The sequence below is a fragment of the Cohnella baijiui genome (genome assembly GCF_020731285.1).
Lineage (GTDB): Bacteria > Bacillota > Bacilli > Paenibacillales > Paenibacillaceae > Cohnella.
In genome coordinates this window covers 1-209 of record NZ_JAJFOW010000536.1, presented here as the reverse complement: position 1 = coordinate 209, position 209 = coordinate 1, and the positions used below count along the sequence as shown (strand labels likewise).

At 44.5% G+C, this 209-nt stretch carries 1 protein-coding gene; it reads right to left on the bottom strand.

The annotated features are described in order from the left end of the window. The coding region (locus LKX83_RS34650; protein ID WP_227887684.1) for a general stress protein at nucleotides 1-197 on the bottom strand (197 nt) is incomplete at its 3' end. Between the last annotated feature and the right edge of the window lie 12 nt (nucleotides 198-209).

The following is a 209-nucleotide window of genomic DNA, read 5'->3' as shown; positions in this document are numbered from 1 at the left end:
ACAGTATCCATCACGCCTTTTTCCGCTACACCCATATTCTCGGTATTCGTCCGATCTGTCAGGTCTTTGGAGACGCTTTTGTCATGAGCAAACAGATACATATGATCTTTGCCGTACCCTGCATTCTGCAGGTTATTGACCGCCTGATATGCTTGCACCGTGTTGTCATATTCCTGTACTTTGCAATTTGTATTCATTGTGTATCCTCG